Origin of the sequence: Cellulosilyticum sp. ST5 (genome assembly GCF_046529625.1) — a bacterium.
In the GTDB taxonomy this organism is placed as follows: Bacteria; Bacillota; Clostridia; order Lachnospirales; family Cellulosilyticaceae; genus Cellulosilyticum; species Cellulosilyticum lentocellum.
This window is the reverse complement of the sequence record NZ_CP132338.1, coordinates 2,210,578-2,231,456: the sequence shown is the minus strand read 5'-3', so window position 1 is coordinate 2,231,456 and position 20,879 is coordinate 2,210,578. Positions and strand designations below refer to the sequence as shown.

At 33.8% G+C, this 20,879-nt stretch carries 18 protein-coding genes; 16 read left to right on the top strand and 2 right to left on the bottom strand.

Annotated elements, in window-relative coordinates:
* The first annotated feature begins 152 nt into the window (after positions 1-152).
* The 6 genes from QTL86_RS10840 (at position 153) to QTL86_RS10815 (ending at position 6,085) form a co-directional block, all read left to right on the top strand.
* A complete protein-coding gene (locus tag QTL86_RS10840; protein ID WP_127066048.1) occupies positions 153-1,052 on the top strand; it encodes an AraC family transcriptional regulator in 900 nt (299 codons plus the stop codon).
* A gap of 90 nt (positions 1,053-1,142) precedes the next feature.
* Positions 1,143-2,438, top strand: a complete 1,296-nt coding sequence (locus tag QTL86_RS10835) for an alpha-amylase family glycosyl hydrolase (protein WP_410497188.1) — start codon at positions 1,143-1,145, stop codon at positions 2,436-2,438.
* Between the two features lie 28 nt (positions 2,439-2,466).
* On the top strand, positions 2,467-3,639 hold the full coding sequence (locus QTL86_RS10830) for an MFS transporter (protein ID WP_410497187.1): 1,173 nt from the start codon (positions 2,467-2,469) through the stop codon (positions 3,637-3,639).
* Between the two features lie 153 nt (positions 3,640-3,792).
* Positions 3,793-5,031, top strand: a complete 1,239-nt coding sequence (locus QTL86_RS10825; RefSeq protein WP_410497186.1) for a CapA family protein — start codon at positions 3,793-3,795, stop codon at positions 5,029-5,031.
* Positions 5,032-5,105: 74 nt separating this feature from the next.
* On the top strand, positions 5,106-5,528 hold the full coding sequence (locus QTL86_RS10820; protein WP_127066052.1) for a hypothetical protein: 423 nt from the start codon (positions 5,106-5,108) through the stop codon (positions 5,526-5,528).
* Entirely contained in the window at positions 5,528-6,085 is a 558-nt protein-coding gene (locus QTL86_RS10815) for an AAA family ATPase (protein ID WP_410497185.1), read from the top strand. Before QTL86_RS10820 ends, QTL86_RS10815 begins: the two co-directional genes overlap by 1 nt.
* Positions 6,086-6,178: 93 nt before the next feature.
* Here QTL86_RS10815 and QTL86_RS10810 read toward each other — a convergent pair whose 3' ends face one another.
* Positions 6,179-7,837, bottom strand: coding sequence for a glutamine--tRNA ligase/YqeY domain fusion protein (locus QTL86_RS10810; RefSeq protein ID WP_410497183.1), 1,659 nt, complete (start codon positions 7,835-7,837; stop codon positions 6,179-6,181).
* A 242-nt stretch (positions 7,838-8,079) separates the two neighbouring features.
* Between QTL86_RS10810 and QTL86_RS10805 the strand changes: the two genes are divergently transcribed.
* Genes QTL86_RS10805 through QTL86_RS10795 form a run of 3 tightly spaced genes read left to right on the top strand, consistent with a single transcriptional unit; the run spans position 8,080 to position 10,745 of the window.
* Entirely contained in the window at positions 8,080-9,102 is a 1,023-nt protein-coding gene (locus QTL86_RS10805) for an ATP-binding cassette domain-containing protein (RefSeq protein ID WP_410497182.1), read from the top strand.
* A 12-nt stretch (positions 9,103-9,114) separates the two neighbouring features.
* On the top strand, positions 9,115-9,942 hold the full coding sequence (locus QTL86_RS10800; RefSeq protein WP_410497181.1) for an ABC transporter permease: 828 nt from the start codon (positions 9,115-9,117) through the stop codon (positions 9,940-9,942).
* Between the two features lie 2 nt (positions 9,943-9,944).
* Positions 9,945-10,745, top strand: a complete 801-nt coding sequence (locus QTL86_RS10795; protein ID WP_410497180.1) for an ABC transporter permease — start codon at positions 9,945-9,947, stop codon at positions 10,743-10,745.
* On the opposite strand, the gene QTL86_RS10790 is transcribed toward QTL86_RS10795, so the two are convergent.
* Complete coding sequence (locus QTL86_RS10790; RefSeq protein ID WP_013656363.1) at positions 10,742-11,368, bottom strand: histidine phosphatase family protein; 627 nt, start codon at positions 11,366-11,368, stop codon at positions 10,742-10,744. The genes QTL86_RS10795 and QTL86_RS10790 overlap by 4 nt on opposite strands.
* Before the next feature lie 232 nt (positions 11,369-11,600).
* Here QTL86_RS10790 and QTL86_RS10785 point away from each other — a divergent pair, with 232 nt between their 5' ends.
* The 7 genes from QTL86_RS10785 to QTL86_RS10755 all read left to right on the top strand — a co-directional run bounded on the left by QTL86_RS10785 (position 11,601) and on the right by QTL86_RS10755 (position 20,816).
* Entirely contained in the window at positions 11,601-12,617 is a 1,017-nt protein-coding gene (locus QTL86_RS10785; RefSeq protein ID WP_410497179.1) for a substrate-binding domain-containing protein, read from the top strand.
* A 10-nt stretch (positions 12,618-12,627) separates the two neighbouring features.
* Positions 12,628-14,130: a sensor histidine kinase gene (locus QTL86_RS10780; protein ID WP_127066059.1), complete on the top strand. Its 1,503-nt coding sequence runs from the start codon at positions 12,628-12,630 to the stop codon at positions 14,128-14,130.
* A complete protein-coding gene (locus QTL86_RS10775; protein WP_410497178.1) occupies positions 14,123-15,700 on the top strand; it encodes a response regulator in 1,578 nt (525 codons plus the stop codon). The genes QTL86_RS10780 and QTL86_RS10775 overlap by 8 nt, the downstream gene beginning before the upstream one ends.
* Position 15,701: 1 nt before the next feature.
* The gene (locus QTL86_RS10770) at positions 15,702-16,727 is read left to right on the top strand and encodes a sugar ABC transporter substrate-binding protein (protein ID WP_013656367.1); all 1,026 of its coding nucleotides are present in this window, start codon (positions 15,702-15,704) and stop codon (positions 16,725-16,727) included.
* Positions 16,728-16,867: 140 nt separating this feature from the next.
* Complete coding sequence (locus QTL86_RS10765; RefSeq protein WP_410497177.1) at positions 16,868-17,989, top strand: sugar ABC transporter substrate-binding protein; 1,122 nt, start codon at positions 16,868-16,870, stop codon at positions 17,987-17,989.
* A 79-nt stretch (positions 17,990-18,068) separates the two neighbouring features.
* A complete protein-coding gene (locus QTL86_RS10760) occupies positions 18,069-19,595 on the top strand; it encodes a sugar ABC transporter ATP-binding protein (protein WP_013656369.1) in 1,527 nt (508 codons plus the stop codon).
* 9 nt (positions 19,596-19,604) lie between these two features.
* On the top strand, positions 19,605-20,816 hold the full coding sequence (locus QTL86_RS10755; RefSeq protein ID WP_410497176.1) for a sugar ABC transporter permease: 1,212 nt from the start codon (positions 19,605-19,607) through the stop codon (positions 20,814-20,816).
* The last annotated feature ends 63 nt before the right edge of the window (positions 20,817-20,879 follow it).

The following is a 20,879-nucleotide window of genomic DNA, read 5'->3' as shown; positions in this document are numbered from 1 at the left end:
TTTTGTGCAAATAATACGCCTCTTATACTTTAAGAAAAGCGTATATGAATCCAAGTGAAGAATAGAATAGTGAAAAAGCCTCTTATAGACGATAAATAATCTATAAGAGGTTTTTTACTAATCGTATATTTTTAAAATAGAGGAAGTTAAAAATGAACAATAAAGCGTTAAAAGAACAAAAAAATCATGGGACGGCGTATTTTCCTTGTGTATTATATGAGCATGATCATAATCGTATAAAGTTAGAAGTTAACCACCATTGGCATAAAGAAGTAGAACTTATTTATTTGGAAGAAGGACAGTTTTTAGTAGATATCAATATGGAGCCAACTTGGCTAGAAAAAGGTTTTTGCTTTATTAATCAAGAAGAACTTCATGCCCTTAAGGCAGAAGGAAATGTAAAGGAAAGTGCCCTAGTCTTTAACTTAGAAATGTTAGGCTTTAGTATGTACGATGAAGTACAAGCACGTTTCATCCAGCCTATTTTAGAAAATAAATTACATTTTCCAAGATTCATAGGTATAAAGAATATGGTGGGAAAGGAGATTTTAATTCATTATGAGAGAATCGTTCAGTGGCATCAGCAAAGCGGACAGTTTTCAATAGCTACTGGAGGAAGTGTAGCAGAAGGCTTAAGTGCCCAGCTAAATATTAAGGTAGAACTCCTCAATATATTAATGATTCTTCAAAATAATGGGTTATTTTTAGAAGATAAAAGTGGTAGTGTAGATTATAAGGTTGAATCTATTAAAAAGGTTCTTAGTTATATAGAAGAACATTATAAGGAAGCATTTTATGTGAAAGATTTAGCAACTATCTTAAATATGAATGAGCAATATTTTAGTAGGTTTTTTAAAAGAATGATAGGTAAAGCACCTATGGCTTATGTAAATGATTACCGTTTAAAGATGGCTAAACAGTTATTAATAAAAACAGACATGCAAATTACGGAAATTTGTTTAGAAGTAGGATTTAATAATATGAGTAACTTTATTAAGTTATTTAAAAACAAAGAGAATTGTTCGCCTATACAATATCGAAAAAAGTCATAAAAGCATAAAAAACGGTCAATATTTGAGAAGTATATAGGCTTAAGAAATGGTATGATAAGAGAAAATAACAGATTATTGGAGGTTGGGGAAATGGCTCTTTGTACAGAAATATCTCTTAGAAATCAAGTGATTTACTCAATTTATGTTCGTAATCATACCATGGAAGGTACTTTTAAAGCAATAGAAAAAGATTTAGATCGTATTAAAGCTCTAGGAACAGATGTGATATGGTTTTTACCTATTCATCCAATTGGAGTGGAAGGTAAAAAAGGGAGCTTAGGTTGCCCTTATGCTATTAAAGATTACAGGAAAGTAAATCCTGAATATGGAACTCTAGAAGACTTTCAGCATTTAGTAGAAGCAATACATAAAAAAGATATGAAGTGTATCATAGATGTGGTTTATAATCATACCGCTATAGATTCGGTATTGGCAAAGGAACATAAGGAGTATTTTTATAAAAAAGAAGATGGAAGTCTAGGTAATAAAGCAGGTGACTGGGCAGATGTGATAGATCTTGATTATCAGAATAAAGCTTTGTGGGATTACCAAATAGAAACTTTAAAAATGTGGGCAAAGATTGTAGATGGTGTACGCTGTGACGTAGCTTCACTTGTACCACTTGCATTTTGGTTAGAAGCAAGAAGTGAGGTGGAAAAGATTCACCCTGGTTTTATTTGGCTAGCAGAATCAGTACATCCAGGGTTTGTAAAATATGTACGTCATCTAGGTTTTAATGCTTGTTCGGATAGTGAAGTTTATCAGGCCTTTGATATAACTTATGATTATGATATTTGGGATGAATTTGAGGCTTATATAGAAGGCAAAGCTACACTTACCTCGTATATTACAGCATTAAAAAAACAAGAGGTCATTTATCCTTCTAACTATGTAAAGCTTAGATGCTTAGAAAATCATGATCAAGCTAGAATTAAACAGAGGGTTCAAGATGAAAAAGCCCTTAAGAACCTAACAGCTTTCATGTATTTTCAAAAAGGAACAGCACTTATTTATGGTGGACAAGAAGTAGAAGCAGAACATACACCAAGTCTATTTGAGAAGGAGCCAATTAACTGGGAAACAGGCCATGATTTAACTCATTTATTACAAGCATTATATAATATTAAAAAGCAAGACATTGTCGCTAAAGGCAATTATGAACTTGAAGCTTATGATGAGGCACATATAGTAGTAGGCAGTTATCAAACTAAGGAGCAAATCTTAGTAGGGCTTTTCACTTTAAAGGGGAAAGAAGCGTGTGTAAAGGTGCCTTTACAAGATGGAAGTTATATCAATTTAATAAGTAAAGAAAAGGTAGAGGTTACAGGTGGGTTACTAAAGACCTTCGGTGAACCTATTATCATAAGTCATACCATAAATGAATAAGTAAGAAGGGATTAAGAAAGGAAAAAATATGTCTACGATTTTGTTAGTAATTATTTATATTTCATTTATTAGTTTAGGATTACCAGATTCTATATTAGGTTCAGCTTGGCCTATGATGCATTTAGAACTCAATGTTCCGGTTTCTTATGCAGGGCTTGCAACAATGATTGTGGCTGGAGGTACGATTATATCTAGCTTATTCAGTGAAAGACTTATTAAAAGATTTGGGACAGGAAAAGTAACAGCCATAAGTGTACTAATGACAGCTTTGGGCCTTATAGGAACTTATATGGTACCTGGCTTTTGGGGAATATGTTTATTAGGTATTCCTTTAGGTCTAGGAGCGGGAGCTGTAGATTCGGCCCTTAACAATTTTGTGGCATTACATTATGAAGCAAAGCATATGAATTGGCTACATTGCTTCTGGGGAGTAGGAGCTACTGCTGGACCGTTTATTATGTCTTTTTGGTTATTAAGAGAGAGTGGTTGGAGAATGGGTTATGCCACTATTGGCTTAATTCAAGGTATTTTAGTCATCTGTTTATTTGTAACTTTACCATTATGGAAGAAGATGGAGAAACAAGAAGAGAATAAAGAGAGTGAAAAAAGTAATACACGTATAAGTGAATTATTAGAAATGAGAGGCGCTAAACCAGCGCTTATAGCATTTTTCTGCTACTGCGGTGTAGAATTAACAACTGGACTTTGGGGAAGTACCTTTTTAGTAGACACATTAGGTTTATCAGCGGAAAAAGCAGCAAAGTGGGTATCCATCTATTACTTAGGAATTACAGTAGGGCGATTATTGGCAGGCTTTTTAGCTATAAAACTTAATAATATTAAAATGATGCGTTTAGGTCAAATCATTTGTTTACTGGGAGTTATTTTACTAGGAATGCCATTTACGAGCTATTGTCAGTTAATAGGACTTATGCTTATTGGTTTGGGTTGTGCACCTATTTATCCTGCCATGCTTCATGAAACACCTCAGAGATTTGGAAAAGAGCAATCTCAAGGCATTATGGGAATCCAAATGGCTTGTGCTTATGTAGGCAGTACCTTTATACCTCCTGTATTTGGTTTTTTAGCCAAAGGAATGAGTTTTAAGATTATGCCTGTATTTCTTATGATATTTGTTGTACTCATGTTCATTTGTTCAGAAATGGTAAATCGAGGAATAAAAAAATCAAATAACATATAAATACCAACAAAAAGAGCTATTATTTAAAAGTAATAGCTCTTTTTGTTGGTATGAAAAATCTAAATAATTAGTAAAAATTGGAATTGGGTGCTATAATAGAATTAAAAATAGATAGAGGTGAGGGAAAAAGAAATGTCTCATTGCTATATACAATTGTTACAAATAATGGTTCTGACAATAAGTATGGGCTATTCTCAGGTTATTTCAGGGGGAAAGATTGATGAAAATTTTAAGCAGTCACAAAATGTTTGGCAATATGTAAAGGAAGCGACTTCACAGGTAGATGAGGTATTAGGAAAATGGCAAGAAGCGCTAACACCCCAGACGATACAGCTCACCACTGTAGGAGATATTATGATGCATGAGCCTCAAATCACAAGTGGATATGATCCTAAGACTAAAACGTATGCATATGATTATATGTTTAAGGAAGTAGCACCTTATTTAAAAGCAGCAGATTTAACCATAGGCAATTTAGAACTAACACTTTCGGGAAAAGATAAAAAGTATACAGGCTACCCCCGGTTTAATGCACCAGATGAGCTTGCTGATGCGCTTAAAGACGTAGGTTTTGATGTTTTAACAACGGCTAATAACCATAGCTTAGACAGAGATTTTGAAGGATTAAAGAGAACGATAGATGTTTTAGAGCAAAGAGGTTTACAATGCACAGGTACATATCAAACAAAGGAAAGTAGTGAAACTATTCTCATTCAAGAAGTAAAGGGAAGTAAGATTGCGTTTTTAGCTTATACATATGGCACCAATGGTATTAAAGTAAGCAAGGGGAAAGAATATAGTATCAATTATATTAATAAAGAAAAAATAGCTGCAGATATTAAAAAAGCAAGAGATTTAAAAGCAGAGTTAGTTTGCGTAAGTATACATTTTGGTGTGGAATATGCAAGAACACCTAACAAAGCACAAAAAGAAATGGTAGATTTTCTAGTAGAAAATGATGTAGATGTGATACTAGGGAGTCATCCTCATGTACTGGAGCCTATGGAAATACGTAAAACTCAAATGAATGGAAGATCAAAAGAAGTGGTTATTTTATATTCACAAGGTAATTTTATATCCGGGCAGAGATCTCGCTATAAAGAAACAAGTGCCATTTTTAATATCATTTTAAATAAAGCACCTTTAACAGGAGAATTATCCATAAAAGAGGTGACTTATATTCCAACTTGGGTAGATTATTCACGGGTCAAAGGGAAATATCATTATCGCATTTTACCAGCTAAAAGAGCTGTGCATCTTTATGAGGCAGGACAAGACCCACTTATATCTAGCTCAGATTATGAAAAATTAAAAATTGCACTAAAGGATGTAAGGTCTATGTTTAAAAGTGATGATAAAAGAATAGTAGAGCAGCAAACCTTTATTAATTAAGAATATTGTATATGATAAAAGGAAAGATTATAATATGGTGTAAATAAAAAGTAAATAGAAGGTAGGGGAAAAATATGAACGATTTAAAGGCACTTTTAACAGAAGCTGGTTTCCATGTAAGAGTAGTGCCAGAAACTTTACTGCCATTTCAAGGATTAACTGCTTTGGTTATTAATGATAATCTTAAATTTGTTTATGAGGAAGAAGCAGATGGCACGCTAATGATTAGAGAAATTAAGGTAGATGAGGCGTATTTGAATCTAGGTTACACAACACGCTTATTAGAGTTTTTACATAAGCAAAACGTATATAATATTATTTTACCTTTTGTAACGACACCAAAGTTAGTGCATATCTGTGATAAATTGGGGATTAAAAGAGATGATCACTGTGTCGATCGATATGGTTATAATAGTGCTTTTTATGCTATTGCAAAGAATTATATCTTTTTTGAAGGAAAATATGGCCATTATGTGGTAAGAAGGTTGGGAGAATAATGAAGAAGCTTATTTTAGTAGGATCACCACCTGCAAGTGGTAAAACCTTTGTGGCTAAAAAAATTGCAAGTAGTTTAAGCCAGCCAGTTTATCTAGATAAGGATACCTTTATTCCATTATCAAAAGCAGCATATGCAGCAGCTCATCAGCCCTATAATAGAGATTCTGATTTTTTTAATACGTATTTAAGGGATGCTGAATATATTGCAGCTATGGAGGTTGCACTTGAAGCACTTATTTATAATGATCAAGTTATTTTAAATGCTCCTTTCACTAAGGAATTTAGGAATAGGAGCTATATAGAAGGACTAGAGCAACGTTTAGCTTCAATGGAAGCAGAATTAAAGCTAGTATGGGTATATTGTGACATAACACTTATTCATGAGCGTATGATTTTGAGAGCATCAGATAGGGATACTTGGAAACTAGAAAATTGGGATGCCTATGTTAAAACAAAGGATTTTTCTATCCCTACAATGCCAGGGATCGAAGTAATAGAAAATACAACAGAGGAAGAAGTAACAAAACAAGTTAAAGAGCTACTTGCTAAGTGGTAAGGCAAAGCCATTTTTGTAGCGACTAATAAATGAAAATGCCATTATAAGATTAACTTATCCGTTAACCCTATAATGGCATTTTGTTATTTTGTATTAAAGTTTAAATGAGCTTTTAAGTGGTACAATACGGTTGAAAACAAGTTTGTCCTCTGTAGAGTATTTACCATCAACACAGAAGAAACCATTTCTTACAAGTTGGAATTTATCAAGTGGTTTTGCATCCTTGAAAGCCACATTTTCAATAAAGCCTTCTAATACTTCAAGTGAATTTGGATTGATTTGCTCTAAGAAGTGTTTACCTTCATTTTCTGGGGCATCATCTAAAATAAGAGGTTCAAACAATCTAAATTCTGCAGGAACGGCAGTAGCAGCATCTACCCAATGAATAGTAGCTTTTACTTTACGACCTGTAAAGCCAGAACCACTTTTTGTTTCTGGGTCATAAGTACAGTGTACTTCTACCACATTACCAGCTTCATCTTTAATAACATCTGTACACTTAACAAAGTAAGCGCCTTTAAGACGTACTTCGTTACCAGGATAAAGTCTAAAGTATTTTGGAGCAGGTACTTCCATAAAGTCATCTTGTTCAATGTAGATTTCACGAGAAAATGGAATCATGCGTGTACCTTGTTCTGGGTCTTTTGCATTATTTTCAACTTCAAGAAGTTCTGTTTGTCCTTCTGGATAGTTAGTAATCACAAGCTTCAGTGGTTTTAAAACAGCCATAGCTAAAGTAGCTTTTGGTTGGAGATCTTCACGAAGGAAGAAATCGAGCATTTGACTATCTACTGTAGAGTCAGCTTTGGCAACTCCGATTTCTCTGCAGAAGTTACGGATAGCTTCTGGCGTATAACCACGTCTACGAAGACCAGAAATAGTAGGCATACGAGGATCATCCCAACCATCAACAACTCTTTCGTCAACGAGTTGTTTAAGTTTACGTTTACTCATAACAGTATTAGTCATATTAAGTCTAGCAAATTCGATTTGACGAGGTTTTGCTGCCATTTCACATTCTTCAACAACCCAGTCATAAAGTGGACGGTGAGCTTCGAATTCAAGGGTACAAATAGAGTGAGTAATTCCCTCAATAGCATCTTCAAGTGGATGAGCAAAGTCATACATTGGGTAGATACACCATTTATCACCTGTATTATGGTGAGAAGCATGAGCAATACGATAGATAATAGGATCACGCATATTCATATTAGGAGAGCTCATATCAATTTTGGCACGAAGTACTTTTTCACCATCGGCAAATTCGCCTTTTCTCATACGCTCAAATAAATCTAAGTTTTCTTCAACACTTCTAGAGCGATAAGGACTTTCTTTACCTGGCTCTGTTAATGTGCCACGGTATTCTTTAGCTTCTTCTGGTGTTAAATCACATACATAAGCTTTTCCTTTTTTAATTAAAAGGACAGCACGATTATACATTTCTTCAAAGTAGTCAGAAGCAAATAATTTTTTCTCCCACTGAACGCCAAGCCATTTAACATCTTCTTCAATAGATTCAACATACTCTGTATCTTCTTTAACTGGGTTAGTATCGTCAAAACGAAGATTGGTTTTCCCATTAAATTCTTCAGCTAAGCCAAAGTTAAGTAAAATAGATTTAGCATGACCAATATGAAGGTAACCATTTGGTTCTGGTGGAAAACGTGTAATGATTTCATTATGTTTCCCACTTTCTAAATCTCCAACAATAATATTGCGGATAAAATTAGAAGAAGTATTTTCTAACGACATATTTACAACCTCACTTATCATTTGATTTATACCAAGATAAATATATGTAGCATACATCTATCTATTTTATAAATAGAAAATTTAAGAATAAATAATTAGTATCATTATATTCTAATCTAATATTGAAAAAAAATAAAGGGGCACTTATTTAAAACCTAAAATAATTTAATTGCAAACGGAGAACAAATGTTCTATAATTAGTAATTATTTGAAAATTTATTCATATATTATGGGGGGAACGTATGGAACAAATTATGATAGAAGTAGATCATTTGACCAAAGAGTTTGTTTCTAATAAGAAGTATAAAGGCTTGAAGGGCGCATTTAAAGGGTTAATTTCATTTGATAAAGTAAAAAAGGTAGCCGTAGAAGATGTTTCCTTTAGCATTCATAAAGGAGAGATTGTAGGGTATATCGGAAGTAATGGTGCTGGTAAGTCTACCACTATCAAGATGATGACAGGTATTTTGATGCCAACTAAAGGAACGTGTACTGTAAATGGTATTATTCCTTATAAAGCAAGGCAAAAGAATGCGCAAAATATAGGAGTAGTCTTTGGACAACGCACACAGTTGTGGTGGGACTTGCCACTTTCGGAAACGTTTTCAATTTTAAAGGAAATATACGGTGTAAGTGATGAGGATTATAAGGAACGTATGACTTTTTTGAATCAAACCTTAGAGTTAGAGCCTTTTATGGAAAGCACAGTAAGAACCTTATCTTTAGGTCAAAGGATGAGAGCTGATATTGCAGCAGCTCTTTTACATAATCCCAAAGTACTTTATTTAGATGAACCTACCATTGGTTTAGATGTAGTAGTGAAAGATCATATTAGAGTAGCTATTAAGGAAATTAATGCCCGTTATCAAACAACGGTTGTATTAACAACACATGATTTAGGTGATATTGAGGAGCTTTGTAATCGGATTATCATTATTGATGGTGGCAAACTCATTTATGATGGTACTATTGAAAAGATTAAAACTTTATTTGGAGCTAACAAAACAGTTAGTTTTGATGTAAAAGATACAAAACCATTTGAAGGAATAGATTATAGAAAACGATTTGGATTGTCAGAGGATGCGCTAAGCTATGAGCTTCATCCGTCAGAGATTAGCTTTTGCTTTAAAAAAGATCAGCTCCACTTTACAGATTTGATGAATGAGGTAGCTAAAACCAGTGAAATTAGAGATGTGAAGATGAAAGATACAGATATTGGCGATATTGTAAAAAGTATTTATAAGCATGGCATGATAGAAGAGTAGGGGGGGGATTATATGAAAAAACTTAAACACCAGCTTCGTATTTATATCCCTTTTATGAAAGCAAAGATTCAGACTTTTTTAGCTTACCCTATAAGTGTTTATCTCTTCATTTTTTCCAGCTTTTTAGAGGTATTAGCCAATTACTATTTGTGGGTGGCTGTATATCAAAATAGTAACCAACAGATATTAGGTGGCTTCACTATAGATGAGATGATTACCTATATTTTTATGAGCTATGTAACGGGAAGTATTGTTCGCGTAGGAATTGCAACAGATATTGGAATAGATGTTGTAGAAGGAAGTATAGCGAGTAATCTCATAAAGCCTATTAACTATAAGGTTAAGCTTTTGTTCGAATCTCTAGGAGGGATGTTCAGTCAAATAGTTATGCCCGCAGGGTTTGTGTGGCTAGGCCTTATTCTAGTTAACTGGGTAGGTAAAGGAATAATGCCACCTTCTTTAAGCACTATAATTTTTTATATAGTAAGTGGGTTGATGAGTTTTCTCATTTTGTTTTTCTTTGAGTTTTGTTTTGGTATGATTGCTTTTTATACTCAGTATGTATGGGGAATGGCAATGATTAAAAATGCACTGTTATTATTCCTTACTGGACAGATTATTCCAATTGTATTTTTCCCTGAGGCAGTAAGGTATGTATTTGATTATTTACCCTTTACTTCCATGAATTATACGCCGGTTATGATTTATCTAGGAAAATTACAAGGCAGTAGCCTCTATTTGGCTATGGGCAAACAAATTGCATGGGTAATATTACTCTATATATTAAGCTGCATCGTATGGCATAAGGCAACTAAGAGACTTACGGTACTGGGAGGATAAAAATGAAAGAATTAAAAAAGTATGCTAAATTGTATAGGTTGTTTGTAGCACAGTATTTAAAGACTTTAATGCAGTCCAAGGTGGATTTTATTATTGGTTTATTAGGATACTTATTAGTTCAAAGCTGTGGCATTATTTGTCTGGCTTTGATTTTTAATCAAATTCCACAACTAAATGGTTGGAATTTTAATCAATTACTTTTTATCTATGGATTTGCACAAATCCCTAGGGGGATTGATCATTTACTAACAGATAATGTATGGATACTTGCTTTTAGAATGGTTATAAGAGGCGAATTTGATCGCTATTTATTACGTCCTATGAATCCTTTTTTTCAGCTGATTAGTGATAAGTTTCAACCAGATGCTTTAGGAGAATTGATGGTAGGGTTTCTCTTAGTAGGGGGATCTATTCAAAAAGGAGTTGTGAGTGTAAATCTCCTTAATATTGTTTTATTTATTATTTCAATAGGAGCAGGTGCACTTATTTATACAGATATAAAATTATTTTTTGCTTCTTTAGCTTTTTGGGTAAAAAATAGCGGAGGTATTTTGCAGCTTACCTATGATATGTCTGATTTTGCAAAATACCCGGTTTCTATTTATTCAAAGCCTATACAACTGATTTTATCAACGATTGTGCCATTTGCTTTTGTAGCTTTTTACCCTGCAAGTTATTTTTTAACGGGAGAGGCAGCTCTTAAATTAATAGGTGTAGAGGTACTTATTGCACTTGTAGGATGGGGAATTGCTTACGCTACCTTTAATAAAGGAATTAGTATTTATGAAAGTGCCGGTAATTAAACCGCTGTAACAGGTGTATTTAAATGGGTGGTATCATTTAAACTAACAAGCATGGGCCTTTGCGCCTCGTCAAAGCGAATAGTGGTAATGCAAGTATTGCCTAAAGCAAAGTGATGATACATATTCATTTTCCAATCAAAAAGACCAATAAGAGCTGATTTAATAAGTCCACCATGAGAGACCATGACAATGGTTTCATTAGGATGTTTTTGAACGATGCTGTAAATACAAGCTTTAGCACGCCTGCTGACATTTTGAATACTGCCATCTCCATCGTACATAGGTCCAGTTGATTCATCTGTGAGCCAGGTGTTGAAATGTGTTGGATATAACTTGGAGATTTCCTTAAAGGTAAGGCCTTCCCAAGAGCCGAAATCTACTTCTTTTAGTGCTTCTAAAGGTATAGGACTAAGCTGTGTTGGTTTGCAAATAATTTCAGCAGTTTCAAAGGCTCTATGTAAGGGGCTAGTGTAGACGGCAGTAAATGCACCGTTTAACCTTTCACTTAACAAAGAAGCTTGGGCTTTTCCAGTTTCAGATAAAGCAATATTTTGACACCCTTGAACTTTAGCTAAAACGTTCCAGGGTGTTTCTCCATGTCTGATCAGTAATAGGGTTGTCATATTTACCTCCTACTTATATGTAAAATAACTTGAATGTGTTTAAACATTTAATCACTATAGCATAAATGGGATATGAAGGTAAATAGGTAGGGTGATAGGTCGATTAGAAATAGATTTACAATAAAAGAGTGTCCTTTAAAAAGAATAAAGTTAGAAATAGTAATAATATATAAAATATTATATAATAAAGTTAAAATAATGTGCAATATAACAAGGACTAAGGAGAAATTAAATGAAAAATCCAAGAGGGAGAATGAGTAATGAACAGCTTTTAAAAATAAGTATGATTGTAAGTTGTATGGCTGCCTTAATGATTGTTGCTTTGGGAACTATTTTTTTAAGAGCTAAGATTAGTCATTTATCTGTAGCAGAAATGACGACCTCGCTGGCTTATGATAAGCACTATGTTTTTATTTCAGGAGGAGCAAGTGATTCTTTTTGGGAAAGTGTTTTTGAAGCAGCTAAAGAAGAAGGGAAAAAACAACATATTTTAGTCGAAAATTTAGGAGAAGAATTAGGTAATGATTATTCAGTTAATGATTACTTACGAATGGCTATTTCTAGTGAGGTAGATGGTATTTTAGTTGTTCCAGAAGATAAAGAAACAACGACACTTTTAGAGGAAGCAGATCAGAAAGGCATACCGGTTATTACTTTGTTGTATGATGGCGTAGAGGGGAAAAGAAAGAGCTTCGTGGGGATTAATAGTGTTAATTTAGGGAAAGCCTATGGTGAGCAGATTAAGAAAATTGAAACGCCTATTAACAAGGTAACAGTATTAGTAGATGCAGAAGCAGAAAGTAATAATCAAAATATGATTTGTCTGGGCATTAAAGAAGTTTTAGAAAAAGAGAAAATAACAGTAGAAACAAAAGCGATTAATAGAGCCAATGCCTTTAGTGCGGAAGAATCTATAAGAAATATTATTCTAAATCCACAGAAGGTCACAGATGTCTTAGTTTGTTTATCTGCAGAGGATACGCAATGCGCCTACCAAGCATTAGTAGACTATAACCGTGTAGGTGATATTCAAATTATGGGTTATTATGAGTCGGATATCATTCTAGATGCTATTGCCAAGAATATTATTCATTCTACGATTGCAATTGATACAAAACAAATGGGTGAAAAAGCCATAAAAGCTCTTGAAGATTTTAATTTAAAGGGAAGAGTAAATGAATATTTATCAGTTAATATTAATGTCATTGATGCAGAGAATATAGATACCTATAAAGTAAATACGAATTAAGGGGATAAGGATGAATAATAAGATTAATCAATCTATGAGCCGTAAGCTTGTTTTTGTATTTATTTACACTTCAGTAATTACCTTAGCCGCTCACTTTATTACCTATGTGAATATTAATTATACCATTAATAAGTTTGATTCAGTTTATACAAGTAATACGAATCTGATGCAACTTTCAGAAAGTTTAAAGAAAGTACAAGAGCATATGTACCAGTATTTAAAGCTTAAGAACTCTTCGGACTTAGAAGCTTATTACATCAGTATACAAGAGTTCCAAGGAATGTTAAGAAATCTAAATGAAAAGCCTTCAGATCATACTAGCTTAATGATGGAAAGTCATATTCGAAAAATGTCTACAGACTATTTAAGTAAAACCAATGAAGCTGTCCAAGCAAAACGAGGAAGAAATATAAAAAAGTATAATGATTGTTATAACAGCGCTAATCAAATCTATGGCTATATTAATGCTTATATTAGCCGTTTAAATAGTGCTCAGTTTCAGTATAATTCCTACAATTATTTAAAGTTACGTTCGTCGCTTAAATATTTAGAGTTAGCAAGTACAATTATTTTATTGAGTGTTATTTTCTTTAATGGCGTGATGTTAGTTATTTTATCTAGACGTATTACACACCCTTTAATACTTTTATCTAATCAAGCCAATGAGATTGCTAAAGGTAATTTAGAAATAGATTTAATGCATGTAGAGACCGGTGATGAAATAGAAATTTTAGCAAAAGCATTTAATAAGATGATTGGTAGTATCAAAGACTATATTCAACGTTTACGAGAACGTATGGAAATAGAAAGTCAAATGAAAGAAAAAGAGCTTTTAATGGAAAATCATTTAAAAGATGCTCAGCTCAAATATTTGCAAGCTCAAATTAATCCTCACTTTTTATTTAATACCTTAAATGCAGGGGTACAGTTAGCCATGATGGAAGGTGCTGAACGTACATCGGAATTTATTGAAAATATGGCAGAGTTTTTTAGATATAATATTGCCAGAATTAATCAAGAAACCACCTTAGAGGAAGAAGTGCAATTAGTAGATTATTATATTTATATTATTAATGTACGTTTTTCAGGTGAGGTAAGCTACATGAAGGAAATCGATGACAAGTTACTGCAAACCAAGGTACCTAGTATGATTCTTCAACCTATTGTAGAGAATGTCTTTCAATATGGTATCAGAGATATTGAGTGGCAAGGTAAAATCAAACTTACCATTGCTGAGAAAGAAGAAAAAATCTGGATTAGTGTGAAGGATAACGGTAAAGGGATGAGTAAAGAGAGAATTAAACAAGTATTATCAGGTGAAACAAGCAAGGAAGAAGAAAGTAGGAGCTCTAATGGGATTGGTCTACATAACGTAGTTAATCGCTTGTGTTTATTTTATGGAATTGAGGAAGTTTTAGAGATTAGTAGTGAAGGTATGAATAAAGGAACAGAGGTTGCTTTAAAAATTCCTTTAAATCAGTCAGTAGAGGAAGGAGTGGAGGCGCGTGTATAAGATTTTATTAGTAGATGATGAGGGAATCGTTATAGAGTCACTTAAGATGATTATTCAAAAGCATTTTAATGAAGTTTGCGCTATTGAAAGTGCTAAAACAGGACGCATTGCTATTGAAATAGCAGAGCACTTTAGACCAGACATTGCGTTAATGGATATTCAAATACCAGGTATTAATGGCATGGATGCAATAGAGGAGATTAAAAAATTTAGTCCGTATACCTATTTTGTAGTCATTACAGCATTTGATCAATTTCATTATGCCAAAAGAGCTATTGATTTAGGGGTGATAGAATTTTTAACAAAACCTTTTAACAGTAATAAAATAGTAGATATACTAGGAAAAGCAATGAAGCGTGTAGATCAGCAAAGACATGTGAGGGAAATTGAACTTAAGAATAAAGAAAAATTAGAGGCGGTTGTACCTGTTATTGAAAATGGTTTTATACACAGTATTTTATTTCAAGAGGACTATGATAATCAGCTTAACAATTTTAAAGAGCTTTTAGATATTGAGGCTAATAATGGCTATATAATGATTATAGAGTTTGGAGATGAGATTAAAGAAAAAAACATGACTAATCCAACAGGAGTAACAGTAAAAGCACAAAAGTTTTATGAGGAACTTAAGGAGATTATTAAAGAATTTTTTTCTTGTGTGATAGGTCCTATTATGGCTAATAAGGTAGTTGTTTTTGTACCGGAATTACACCTAGAGAATGAGTATAACGAACGTGTTAAAATCATACAATATACAAGAGATATGCTAAATAAATTAAAGACACGTATAGATGTGAGGTTTCGAGCAGGGATAGGTAGTGTACAGTCTATGGAGAAGCTTTTTATTTCTTATAAGGAAGCTGTAAGAGCATTAAGGTCATTAGAGGGAAGTGTGGTACATATCAATGACTTAGTCTTATCTCATCATAGTAAGCAAAACTACATAACAGAACTAGAAAACCACTTTTTAACCCTTGTACAAAAAGGAAATAGTACAGCTGTTTTAGCAGAAGCCAATCATTTTTTAGGAGAACTTATAGATTTTTATGGTGCCAATGAGGTAGTGCTTAAAGTCAAATTACTAGAAACCATTATCCTTATTAAAAGACAAGTAGTTGATACAACCTATTATACAGAAGAAGAGGGTTTAGAACGTATTTTTCAGCTTCAGGGAGATGAAGCACTAAGCGGTTGGTTTCAAGAAACCCTTTCGGGTTTAGTAAAACAGGTACAAGCTGTTAAAGAAGAATGTTATAGTGAGAGTGTTTCTACAGCAAAACAATATATTGATGAGCATTTTAATCAAGATATTTCCTTAGATGGTGTATCAAGATTAGTTAATATTAGTGCTTACTATTTTAGTAAAGTATTTAAAGACGAAACAGGAGAAAATTTTATTGATTATGTGACACAGGTACGCATAGAAAAAGCTAAACAACTACTAATGATTAAGGAAATGAGTATAAAGGAGGTATGTGTAGCAATTGGTTATAAAGATCCAAATTATTTTAGTCGGTTATTTAAAAAGCAAATAGGTGTAACGCCGACTGAGTACAGAGAGGAGCTATAAGATGAAGAGAATAGGAGGGATTTTACTTGCTACTTGTATGTGCGTACTAATAGGGTGTGGACAGCCATTAGAAACCATAAAGCAAGAGAATGTAGAGATCAAAATAGGACTGTCTTTTGATTCTTTTGTGGTAGAGCGATGGTACAGAGAACAAGATGCTTTTATCTCAAAAGCAGAAGAACTAGGGGCAGAGGTTTATGTGCAAAATGCAAATGGGGAAGTAGGAAGACAAGAAGAACAAATAGAGTATTTAATTGCAGAAAAAGTAGATGTGATTGTATTAGTAGCGACGGATGCAGATGCACTTACACCACTTGTCAAAAAAGCAAAAAATCAAGGGATAAAAGTGATTGCTTATGATAGGCTTGTTAAAAATGCAGATGTAGACCTATATATTTCTTTTGATAATGAAAAGATAGGTGAATTATTAGCAGAAACAGTTACAGAGCAGGTGCCTGATAATGGTAACATTATTATGATATGTGGTTCACCTACAGATAATAATGTTACCATAATAGAAGATGCTATTTTTAAGGTTTTAAACAAAACTAAGATTAAGGTGTTACATAAGGCATATGCTGAGAATTGGTTAAGAGAAGTGGCTTTTGATGAAGTATCTCATTGGGTGGAACAACATGGTGCTATCGATGGTATTATTTGTGGCAATGATGATCTGGCAGGAGAAGCTGTAAAGGCTCTAGCAGAATATCGCTTAGCAGGAGAAGTATGTGTGGTAGGACAAGATGCAGACCTTGCAGCTTGTCAAAGAATAGTAGAGGGCACTCAAGCAATGACTATTTTTAAAGATGTTACCAAGTTAGCTAAGGAAGCAGCTGAGCTTGCAGTAACTCTTGCTAAAAATGAGCCAGTGCAAACAAAGCAAACTATAAATGATGGTAGTTACGACATCCCTTATCGTGCTTTGACACCAATTAAGGTAACCAAAGAGAATATGGATGAAGTCATTATTGATGGTGGATTTCATTTAAAAGAGGATGTTTATCTCAATATGATGGATAAGGAATAGGATTTTTTTGTAACAAAAATATCCTATTCCTAAAAGAAAAATGAAAACTTCATAAAAAAGTACAGATACTTATAAAAAAACTCCTTATACGCCTATGCTACAATCAATTTATCTTAAGAAACCGTAAAGGAGTAGGTGCTATGAAGAAAAAGATTTTAAGCCTTGTTTTATGTATTATGATGGTTTTTTGTTTTTCAGCATGTAGCAATAAAGGAGATAGCAAAGCAACTGGTGGTAATTCTGGAAATATTGAAGTAGGCATTGTTCTTCCTACAAAGGATGAGCCAAGATGGATCCAGGACCAAGGTAAGTTTGAAGAACTTCTAGGTAAAGCTGGTTTTACAAATCAAGTACTATTTAGTCAAGGTTCATCAGCTACAGAAAAAGCTAATGTCGAGACTTTAATCTCAAAAGGTATGAAAGTATTAATCATTTGTGCACAAGATGCTTCAGCTGCAGCAGCAACGGTAGAAGCAGCAAAGGCAGCAGGTGTAACTGTTATTGCTTATGACCGTTTAATTACAGGAACCGATGCTGTTGACTATTATGTGACTTTTGATAGTGTTGCTGTTGGAGAAGCAATGGGTACTTTCTTAAGTGAAAAAGCATCAGGAACAGGTAATCCATTATATCTTTATGCTGGAGCAGCTACAGATAACAATGCTTTCTTATTCTTCCAAGGGGCATGGAATATCTTACAACCTAAAATTGCAGACGGTACCTTCGTTATCAAAAATTCTTCTGAAGCTTTAGCCTTAAAGGATACGAAAGAACTTACTCGTGATCAATTATCAACTATTATTGGTCAAGTCACAACTGATTGGGACTTTAACGTTGCTAAATCCAAAGCTGAAGCTCACTTAACAGCAGTTAGCGCAGCAGATAAAGGAAATGTATTTGTACTAGTACCAAATGATGGCACATCTCGTTCAATTGCAGATGTATTTGCAGCAGATTCTGATGTATCAAGTTATGTTATCACAGGTCAAGATGCAGAGGTTGCTTCTATTCAATATGTAATCGATGGTAAACAATCTATGACAGTATTTAAAGATACAAGAACTTTAGCTGCTGATTCTATTAATATGGCAGTATCTATTTTAAAAGGTGAGACACCAGCAACAGATGCTACATATGACAATGGTAAAAAAGAAGTGCCATCTAAACAAACACCAGTTGTAGTTGTAACACAGGACAATGTGAAGTCAGCGTTGATTGATTCAGGCTATTATGATGCTTCTAAATTCACAGGTTTAAACTAATTAGCACCGTGTTATGAATAAACATTAAGATTAAGACCGGCAGTTTATCAGCCGGTCTTAATTTAAAGGAGGCATAGGCATGGAAGAATGCATCTTGGAAATGAGAGATATAACCAAAACCTTTCCAGGAGTTAAGGCATTAAGTAACGTTAACTTCAAGGTTAAGAAGGGCGAAATTCACTGTTTAGTTGGAGAAAATGGAGCAGGTAAATCTACTTTAATGAAGGTGTTATCAGGGGTCTATCCAATAGGAACGTATTCAGGTGATATTGTTTATAGAGGAGAGGTGCAGGCCTTTAAGTCTATTGCAGATAGTGAAAATGCAGGTATTGCCATTATTTATCAGGAGTTAGCACTTATTCCAGAGTTAACACTGTATGAAAATATATATTTTGGACATGAACTCATGAGTGGCAAGATAATCGATTGGAATAAAACAATTATTGAAGCTACAAAGGCACTTAGAAAAGTACGATTAGATATTAACCCTTCTACAAAAGTCAAAGCTTTAGGAGTGGGAAATCAACAATTAGTAGAAATTGCAAAAGCTTTAAGCAAGAATGTAGAATTACTCATTCTAGACGAACCTACAGCAGCCCTTAACGAAGATGATAGCCAAAATCTATTAGATTTATTAAGAGAATTAAAAGGTCAAGGAGTAACTTGCATTATGATTTCTCATAAGTTAAAAGAAATCATTTCTATAGCGGACACTATTACAGTCCTTAGAGACGGAGCAACCATCTGTTCAATGGATACTAAAGAGCAAGAAGTAACAGAGCAAGAGATTATTAAATATATGGTCGGAAGAGAAATAGAAAATATTTATCCAAAGAGAGCTAAGAAAGACCAGGGAGAGATTTGCTTTGAAATCAAAGATTGGACGGTAGAAGATGTTACTAAGGGAAGAGAGATTTTACATCATATTAGCTTAAATGTAAGAAAAGGAGAAATTGTTGGCATACAAGGGCTTATGGGGGCTGGACGGACAGAACTAGCCATGAGTTTGTTTGGTAATCCTAGTGGCTATAAAATGACTAGTGGTGAAATACTTTTAAATGGCGAAGCCAAGACTTTTAAGCATCCTAAAGATGCAATTAAAGCAGGTATCGCTTATGTAACCGAAGATCGAAAGGGTAATGGGCTAATACTTATTCAAGATATTAGGTATAATACCACTTTAGCAAATTTAGAAGTATTAACTAAGGGTAATGTGATTAATGCTAATGAAGAGATTAATGTGGCTAATCAGTATAAGGATTCGATCAATATAAAAGCACCTTCTATTGAACAAAAAGTAGGTAATTTAAGCGGTGGTAATCAACAAAAGGTTTCTCTAGCTAAATGGCTATTTGTACAGCCCAAAGTACTTATATTAGATGAGCCAACAAGAGGTATTGATGTCGGTGCTAAATACGAAATTTATACGTTGATGAACCGATTAGTAGAAGAAGGCATGAGTATCATTATGATTTCTTCGGAATTACCAGAGGTACTGGGTATGAGTGACCGTTTATATGTTATGTCTAATGGAACAATTACTGGAGAACTTACAGCAGAAGAAGCAACAGAGCAAAAAGTAATGGCCATGGCTACAACAAGATAGGAGGAGAGCATGAGTAACTTAGAAAAAAATAATAAGGTATTGAATCAAAACTTAAGTTTAGGTCAAGAGATTTGCCAGCTTACAAAAAATAATATTCGTGATTATGCCATGTACATTGCACTTGTTGTGATTTTTATCTTTTTTACTGTTAAAACGGATGGTGTCTTTGTACAGGCAAGAAATATTTCTAACTTAATTAATCAAACGGGTTATGTGGCAGTACTAGCTATTGGTATGACACTGATCTTAATTATTCGACATATTGATTTATCAGTAGGTTATGTGGCTGGCTTTACAGGAGCCATAGCTGCTATATTAATGACAAAGGCTCAATTGTCCGAGTGGCTAGTCATTCCTATTGTATTATTAATTGGTTTACTAATTGGGTTTTATCAAGGAACTTTAGTAGCTAAGATAGGGGTACCAGCTTTTGTAACGACTCTAGCCGGTATGTTTATCTTTAGAGGATTATTATCACTAGCTACACAAAAATCAGGAACCATTATTGTACCGAATGAAGGGTTTAATGCGCTATCTAATGGATTTATTCCGGATATACCTGTTAATGCAGGCATTCATGTCATGACACTTATTATTGGAATTATTGCTGTTATTTTAACGCTCTACTTTAAGTGCAAAGCTAGAAAGAATAAGCAAAGATATGAGTTTGATGTGATTTCAAGACCTATATTTATATTCTCGCTCATCTTTACTTCAGCTTGTATTTTACTGATTATTGGTGTGCTTGCAGGTTATCAAGGAATTCCTTGGACAGCAGTTGTTGTGAGTGTTGTACTATTTGCATATAACTTTATGCTCAATAAAACGAAGCTCGGTAGATATATTTATGGTATTGGTGGTAATCCAGAAGCAGCAGAATTATCTGGTGTGGATGTAAAAAAAGTAACTTTATTTGTTTTTTGTTCAATGGGAACACTAGCGGCTTTAGCAGGTGTACTTTATACTTCAAGATTGCAGTCTGCAACACCAACAGCAGGTCTTTCTTTTGAACTAGATGCCATTGCTTCATCTTATATTGGTGGTGTATCTGTAAGCGGTGGTATCGGTAAAGTAACCAATACGATTATTGGGGCACTCATTATCATGTCTCTTACTAATGGCATGAATTTAATGGGAGTAGATGTTTCTTTTCAATATATTGTTAAAGGTGTTATTTTTATTATTGCTGTAGCATTTGATGTAAAAACACGTAGAAAATAGTAAGCCATTTCTTTTACTACTTAGTATAATTGATATAAAAAAGGGCATAAGCTAGTGGAATCC